The organism is Agrobacterium sp. CFBP2214 (genome assembly GCF_030209895.1).
Taxonomy (GTDB): domain Bacteria; phylum Pseudomonadota; class Alphaproteobacteria; order Rhizobiales; family Rhizobiaceae; genus Agrobacterium; species Agrobacterium radiobacter.
This window is the reverse complement of record NZ_JARVRC010000009.1, coordinates 1-7,096: the sequence shown is the minus strand read 5'-3', so window position 1 is coordinate 7,096 and position 7,096 is coordinate 1. Positions and strand designations below refer to the sequence as shown.

4 protein-coding genes and 3 pseudogenes are annotated in these 7,096 nt (G+C 56.7%); 1 reads left to right on the top strand and 6 read right to left on the bottom strand.

The window, feature by feature from the left end; all coding sequences use genetic code 11:
- Positions 1–294: 294 nt before the first annotated feature.
- The 4 genes and pseudogenes from QRN60_RS21335 to QRN60_RS21320 all read right to left on the bottom strand — a co-directional run.
- Positions 295–552: pseudogene (locus tag QRN60_RS21335) on the bottom strand (transposase); the annotation flags it as partial.
- Positions 553–633: 81 nt separating this feature from the next.
- Positions 634–861, bottom strand: a pseudogene (locus tag QRN60_RS21330) (IS110 family transposase); the annotation flags it as partial.
- A 422-nt stretch (positions 862–1,283) separates the two neighbouring features.
- Positions 1,284–2,675, bottom strand: coding sequence for an amidohydrolase (locus QRN60_RS21325; protein WP_111785498.1), 1,392 nt, complete (start codon positions 2,673–2,675; stop codon positions 1,284–1,286).
- A gap of 9 nt (positions 2,676–2,684) precedes the next feature.
- Positions 2,685–3,908, bottom strand: a complete 1,224-nt coding sequence (locus QRN60_RS21320; protein ID WP_111785497.1) for an MFS transporter — start codon at positions 3,906–3,908, stop codon at positions 2,685–2,687.
- Between the two features lie 118 nt (positions 3,909–4,026).
- On the opposite strand from QRN60_RS21320, the gene QRN60_RS21315 reads away from it, so the two are divergent.
- Positions 4,027–5,949: a helix-turn-helix domain-containing protein gene (locus tag QRN60_RS21315; protein WP_111785496.1), complete on the top strand. Its 1,923-nt coding sequence runs from the start codon at positions 4,027–4,029 to the stop codon at positions 5,947–5,949.
- Positions 5,950–6,076: 127 nt separating this feature from the next.
- Here the strand turns inward: QRN60_RS21315 and QRN60_RS21310 are convergent, their stop codons facing one another.
- Positions 6,077–6,688 (bottom strand): zinc-binding dehydrogenase, encoded by a 612-nt coding sequence (locus tag QRN60_RS21310; RefSeq protein ID WP_236773453.1) that lies wholly within the window; start codon positions 6,686–6,688, stop codon positions 6,077–6,079.
- A gap of 31 nt (positions 6,689–6,719) precedes the next feature.
- Positions 6,720–7,041: pseudogene (locus QRN60_RS21305) on the bottom strand (hypothetical protein); the annotation flags it as partial.
- Between the last annotated feature and the right edge of the window lie 55 nt (positions 7,042–7,096).

Genomic DNA, 7,096 nt, shown 5'->3' with positions numbered 1-7,096 from the left:
GTAGCTTTGGCTGCCAAGCTGGCCCGTATCGTTTGGGTTGTCCTGACAAAGCCGGCCGTTGAGGCCGGACAGATTGCGAGGTTCGAGGGTGATGACGAGACAGTTGATCGACATTCTGTAAATCCTGGTTGAAAGCGGGCTTCGTGCCCGAAGAAGCTATTTGGAAACAGAATGTGCGGATCTCATCAGGGCCTGGCTGCAACAGCAGTCCACTCGCGAGAGGCCGGATACATTTACGCAAACTGCTATCGCCGGAACCTAAAATCCTTGCAATGACAGGGCGGACCATACATTTCGGCGGATGACATCCTGCAACATCTCGCGGTCCAGTGTCAGATCAGCGACGATCTTCTTGAGCCTGGAATTCTCATCTTCCAGAGCTTTCAGTCGGCGCATCTCGTCGGGCAGCAGGCCCGCATACTTCTTGCGCCAATTGAAATAGGTCGCCTGGCTGATCCCCGCCTTCCGGCAGATCTCTGCTACCGGCACGCCATCATCGCCCTGCTTCAAAATGAACGCCTTCTGGGCGTCCGAGAACTTCGATGCCTTCATGCTTCCGCTCCTTTTCCCAGCCGGGAAATTAACGCGGAAAACTCCAGTTATAAACGGTCCAGTTTTTGGGGATCAGAGCACGGGCATCAGCCGAACCTCATGCCCGAGATTAATCAGAACCCGAGCCCAGTGATGAGCCGTGGCGCACGCCTCAACCCCAATCAAACAGGGTGGCAGGTGATCGAAAAAGCTGATGATCTCCGATCGCCGGAGCTTCCTCCGCAGAACAGTATCGCCCTTTTGATCGACGCCGTGGACCTGAAAAACGTGCTTGGCGATATCCAGGCCGACTGTGATAACTTCCTTCATGGACGGTTCTCCCGATTGTGACCTTTGACAGCCACAGTATGCCACAACAGTGTTGGGTGCGGAGGCCGTCCACCTCATCACTCCATTGCACTTCTACCCCGGTATTCGATTGAACCTGCGCGAAATGCCGCGCGGACTGCGTGCCTGTCGGATGTTGGATGTCAGCTTTCTCGAATTCCTCGCCGATACCGGTCAGTCCGATAGCGGCCCCATATCAGCCATTCCCGAGGGCAAGTAGTTGCCCCTATGCGGAAATTCAGCGCGAACTTATCGGCCAATAACGGGGTCAGCGGTTCGAGTCCTTTCAAGAGCAAATGAAGACCGTTTTTCCAACGCCGTGATCGTTGCGCTGGCGAAAGCGGAGTGTCTCTGCTGAGACACTCCAAAGCGACGTCGGTAAGTGGCGGCGCCCTGCCGCTCGATTAACGCAGGCGTTGCGGTGTAGCTTCCGCCGGAATCAACGGAATGTAGCTTTCACCACCCAGTTGCTCGCGGTGTTCCGCTTTGGCCGCCAGGATGATTTCCGGGTCCATGAGCGTCTGTACAGCTGAGGCAGCAAGAACCTTGCCAGCCTGGAGCATGCCCTTATGGGCGTAGCCTGACTTGCCCTGCGAAACCATCTGCCAGGTGTGCGGCGGCGTGCCGTATGCCTCGGTTGCGACATAGACCTGTCCGGTCGGAACAAGCCAGCTGACATCGCCCACATCGGTAGAGCCATGCAGGAATGTCGGTTCTTCCTGAAATGCATTCAGGTCTTCCGACAGGATTTTTCCGCGTTTGGCAACCTTTGCCTGGACTTCTGGCGAGAAGGTCTTCTGGATGCTGGTGGCAAAGTCCTTTTCGCTGTTTGAAAAGCTGGCAGCACCAAATTTCTCGAACTCGCCGTGCATCATGCGCGCAAGTGAAACGTTTGGCACCAGATCGGCGGAGGCGGCGTCAAACGTGATCTCCAGTTCGGTGCCGGTCATCTGGGCCGCGCCGCGGGCGACGTCCTTCACTCGTTCGGTGATCTCGCGAACCTGATCCATGCGCGGCGCACGGACCTTGTAAAGCACCTGCGCCTGCGCTTGCACCACGTTGGGAGCCCGGCCACCGGTGTCGGTGATAGCATAATGGATACGTCCGTCCTGAATGATATGCTCACGCAGATAGTTGCAGCCGACATTGGTCAATTCAACCGCATCCAGCGCGGAGCGTCCGAGATGAGGCTCGAAGCCCGCATGGGCACTGGTGCCGCGGAACGTGAAGTAGAGCTGGTTGGTTGCCAGCATGCGGGCATTGTAGGCGAGGTTCTCGTCCCATGGGTGCCAGGTGAATGCGACATCGACATCCGAGAAAAGCCCTTCGCGAGCCATATAGGCCTTGCCCCCGCCGCCTTCCTCAGCCGGGCAGCCATAATAGCGGATCGTCCCCTCGAGCCCGAGTTCTTCCTTGCAGGCCTTGAGCGCCAGAACGGCGGCGAGCGCGCCGGTTCCCAAAAGATTGTGGCCGCAGCCATGGCCGTTTCCACCCTTGACGATGGGGTCGTGGCTGGTCGCGCCGCCTTGTTGGCTAAGCCCTGTCAGGGCATCGAATTCGCCCAGGATGGCAACGACGGGATGTCCCTCACCGTAACTCGCCACAAAGGCGGTTTCGATATTGCCGGCCTGGCGTGTGACGGCGAAACCGGCCTTTTCGAGCTCGTCGGCCAAAAGAGCGGCCGACTGGGTCTCCTCATAACGGATCTCGGCAAATGACCAGATTCTATCGGCTACTGATTTCAGATTGTCCGAATGCGCGGCGACGGTGCGTTCGATGATATCGAGATAGGTCATTGTATTCCTTCAGGCAGCCTGTTCGACAGGCTTTTTGCCGTGGACGGCGGGAAAAGTGGTGGCGACGGCGCAGACAACGACCGCGCAAGCGACGATGATCGAGAACGCGATCTCATAGTTCTGATTGGTAGCCGACAGCACGGCACCGATCAGCATGGGCGAGGCAAACGAGCCGAGCTGCGCCAGCGAGTTGATCAAGCCAGTGGCGGTGCCCACAGTATTCTGCGGGAAATGCTTCATGATGCTGACGAAGACGCTGATCGAGATCGCATTCAGGAACACGTTTGAGACCGACAGATAGGCGAAGGCAAGCGGGATCGATTCCTCATTCGCCATCAGATAGATGAAGATGGCCGAGACAGCCGAGCCGATGCAAATGAGGTACTTTTCCTTCTGGTGGAAGAAACGGTCGAGCAGCCAGCCGCAGGTCAGAAAGGAGATGAAGCCGAGCGTCGGCGGGATCATCGAATAGGCACCCATTTCGACCATGCTCATGCCCTTCACCTTGACCCAGTAGGACGGCAGCCAGGACTGCAGGCCCCAGAAGACGATATTGGTGAAGAAGTAGACGAGCGTGATCTTCCAGGTCAGCGTGTTTTTCAGGAGCGCGCCGATCCGCTTCTTTTCGGAGACCTTCTCAACCTTTTCCTGCGTAACCAGCGCACCCGCCGCCGGCTTCATGATGATGTAAAGAGCTGCCGAAAGAACCAGACCGATGGCGCCGAGAACAAAAAACATCACCTGCCAGCTATGTGCGGCGATCAACGCGGTGATAACCAGCGAGCCGACCGCAAAGCCGACCGAAGCGCCAGACTGCAACACGGATTTTGCGCGTGCCATCTGCGATTTTTCGAAATGTTCGGTGATCGCGACTGAGCCGCCGGCGGGGAAGACTGCTTCGCCTGCACCCGTGACCGCACGGGCGGCAGCCAGCCCGACAGCACTGGTGACCGCGCCAGAAACGGCAGTTCCCAGCGACCATACTGCAACGGCCGAGCTTAGCACCCGGCGGGCGCCGAAGCGGTCAACCAGATAGCCGCCGATCAACTGTGTCATGGAGTAGGCAAGGAAAAAGGCGCTAATGATCATGCCCTGATGATCAGGGCTCAATCCAAACTCCTCGCTGATCGGGATGATCGCAATGTTGATTGCGGTCTTGTCGATGAAACCGACAACCCAGCATATGAACAGCATCCCTATTATGACGTGACGACGCTGAAGGTTTGAAAACATCTCTGTGGTTCCCCTTTTTTTTGAGATTTTTCTGTTTTCGCATCGCTGGCACAAAACGCCATGTTGTAACTTCCATAAAAGATTGAAATGATATGTGCATCTGAACATAAGACACATCATGAAAATCGATCTTCTTTCCCATTCTCTCCTTCGCGACCTCGTGCAGCAAAAGAAGGTGTTTATGAAAAATGCGATGGTTGAGGCCGTCGGGACGCCGGCATCCGTGACGCATGTCCGCGATGTCGCCGCAGGTGAGATGCGGTTGGTTGTCGACCATTCGCATTTTACCGCCAGGCGCACGGAATTCTCTTTCCGCGGCAAAGGCGTGGAAGCGCTATCTGCGCAAATCTTACTCGCCATTCAGGAGCTTGTGGTCGAGCTCCAGGCGCGAACGCTCAAGATGCTTGGATCGGTGAATGCGGATGTCATCAACTCTCTGGATGACAAGGAGATCGTTCACAACGTCCTGCGCGAGGTGATGAACGTCCTGCCCCACTGCGACGCTGGTGTTTTCCGTCTGTTCGACGAGCAGACCGGTTTTCTCGTTCCCGTATCGCATGAGGGGCTGCCGGGAGACTATACCGATTATCGGCTTCAGCCCAATGAGTCCGTATCCGGAGAAGTATTCTCAACCGGGCGGCCTGCGATCCACAACGGCAGGCAAAACATTATCGACGCCCATCGGATCATGCGCCCCGAAAGTCAGTCATTCATGGAACGGTCGCAGATCGCCAATGCGCTGCTCTGCGTTCCTGTCATGGCGGAAGGGCGGCGGCTCGGAACGCTGACGACACTGTGTTTTTCCGTCGATGGAGCCTTCTCGACCTTTGACCAGACGGTATTGGAAATCCTCGCCGCGCAGATCGCCGTCGCCTATCAACGGTCGTTGGCATACCGCAATGCGGTTGCAACATCGCATCGGCTCGAACAGATGCGGAATGATCTCGCGCGGAAAAATGCGGAACTAGACAGGGCTGTGGAGCTTCACGAGACCTTCCTGCGAATATTCTCGGCCAATAGCGATCTGCGCGAACAGTTGCACGCGGTGTCAGAGCTCTACAAAATTGATTTCCGCTTCGAAAACGTGCTTGGAACCGGATATCAGTCTGTTGGCTGGGTTGAGGACGGCGAAATTCTTGATCAGGCTGTAGAGGTGGCCGATGCGCCCGTCGGCCATTTCCATTTCCGCATGTCGGAAGACTTTGGTTTTCATCGCACCCTGTTCGGTACTTTGGCTGCTTTCGTCGCACTGGATTTCGTCCGCGATATCTCGCGCATCGACCTACTCAATGCGAAGAAACAGGCCTATTTCGACGCTCTGCTTGCTGGAAGCACTGTTGATTACCGCAGGGGGAGTGACGGCTTTCGGCTTGAACGTTTCACCCAGATGTTTGTCGTAAAAAGCTCGAGAGGCGAGGTTTCGGGCAAATCCCATCTTTCGCTGCACAAGTCCCAGTCGGATATCCACAAGGGCATGTCACTATCCAACGTGTTGCTTTTTCATCAAGATGACCGCATCGTCATCCTTGTTTCTGCAGCGACTTCCGCAGCGCTTGATCGCAATCTCCTCGCGATATCCGAGGTGGCGAAGGCGCAAGGCCTTTATGTTGGGGCCGGTGACATGCAGGAAGACATCATCGGCCAAAACGACGCCCGCGCCCGCGCCACCCAGGCAGCCGACGTGTTGTTACGCCGCGGGCGGCCAGGTGTTTTGCTCTATCGAGACATAGGATTTGAAATGCTTCTCCATGGCCGGGATCGCAAGGACGTTATCGGATTTATCCGCCAAACACTCGATCCGCTTCTGGCAGATGAAAGACATCGTGGACTGCTAGACACGCTTTCGACCTACGTGCGGGAGGGCAAGTCGGCGACCCGCACCTCTCAAGCACTCCACATCCACACCAATACGCTGTACCAGCGACTTTCCAGGGTTGAGGCCCTGACCGGCCGCCGCATCGCGGATGCTTCCGATTTCACTTTACTAAGCCTGGCCTGCCAGCTGCACGCCGAATATTCGAGAGGCGACCCGATCGGATAAAGAGCGCGATCATCTTGGATGCCGAATTCATCTCAGGTGATTGTTTTCCGTCCGTCTCATGCCTAGCAACGGGGTCAGCAGTCCAGTACCGCTCAAGGCGGTTGCTCGGACGCTCAGTGTGCCTGCGTCATTCAGGAAAATCTGTCAGAACGATCTTCCCAAACAACCCGCCAGCCTCCATCCGGCGATGGGCCTCCGATGTAGCCGCGAGCGGATAGACCGCTCCAATGACCGGCTGAAGCACTTTTCCCATCATCGGCAGTACTTGTTCCTTGAACCGGCGGATCATTGCCCTTTTTTCTGATCGTGATCTCGATTTCATGACCGTGCCAATCAGTTGCAGGTGGTTGTGAAGTACGACGCCGAGTGGAATGATGGCGTTATCATCGCGCCCCAACAGGCCCACTTGGACAAGCCGACCACCGGGAGCAAGACTACGAATGTTGCGGGCGAGATAGGACGCGCCGACAAAGTCGATGATCAGATCGACCCCGCGAGACGCCGTCGCATCAACAACTTCCGCCTCGAAATCCACCCGCTTGTAATCAAAAACAGCATCGGCGCCAAGTGACAGCACGTTGTCGATATTGCCTGCTGAAGCAGTGGCCAGGACAGTGGCTCCGGCAGTCTTTGCAAGCTGGACAGCAGCCGATCCGATGCCGCCTGCTGCAGCATGAACGAGGACGGTGTCACCTTTTGCGATGTGTCCGGCGCAGGACATCCGCGCCTCCGAAGTCATCGAAGATGATCGCCTTCATTTGGATATCTCCTTACTTGGAAAGGGCCCGGCGGGCGATGCTTGCAGCAAAAAGAGGTGTCTCACGACTGTTGTGGTCGCCGCCTGCTGCCTGACGGGCCGCTGCAGCATCTTCGAACTTGATGCTGTGCTCGCTGAGGAAGGCCATGAACACATCCGTCGGATGGGCGGTAACCTTGTTGGTATAGCGGGTCCTGCCATCGTCGATCTTCATTGGCCGTGAAGACATCGGAGATCGAGTTCATGCGGCAGTAGGCAGGCTCGGCGACCTCGGCCACATAATGCTGCACGACGAGGCCCGAGCCGATCTGCTCAACATTGATCGACATGCGACGACGGGCCTGTCGCAAACATTTTCGGAGGGCGCGATTACCCCCTCCGCATCTTCAT

Coding starts and splice junctions, on each gene's coding strand:
- QRN60_RS21320 (WP_111785497.1), bottom strand. CDS start 3,908: ATGTTTTCAAACCTTCAGCGTCGTCACGTCATAATAGGGATGCTGTTC.
- QRN60_RS21315 (WP_111785496.1), top strand. CDS start 4,027: ATGAAAATCGATCTTCTTTCCCATTCTCTCCTTCGCGACCTCGTGCAG.
- QRN60_RS21310 (WP_236773453.1), bottom strand. CDS start 6,688: ATGACTTCGGAGGCGCGGATGTCCTGCGCCGGACACATCGCAAAAGGT.
- QRN60_RS21325 (WP_111785498.1), bottom strand. CDS start 2,675: ATGACCTATCTCGATATCATCGAACGCACCGTCGCCGCGCATTCGGAC.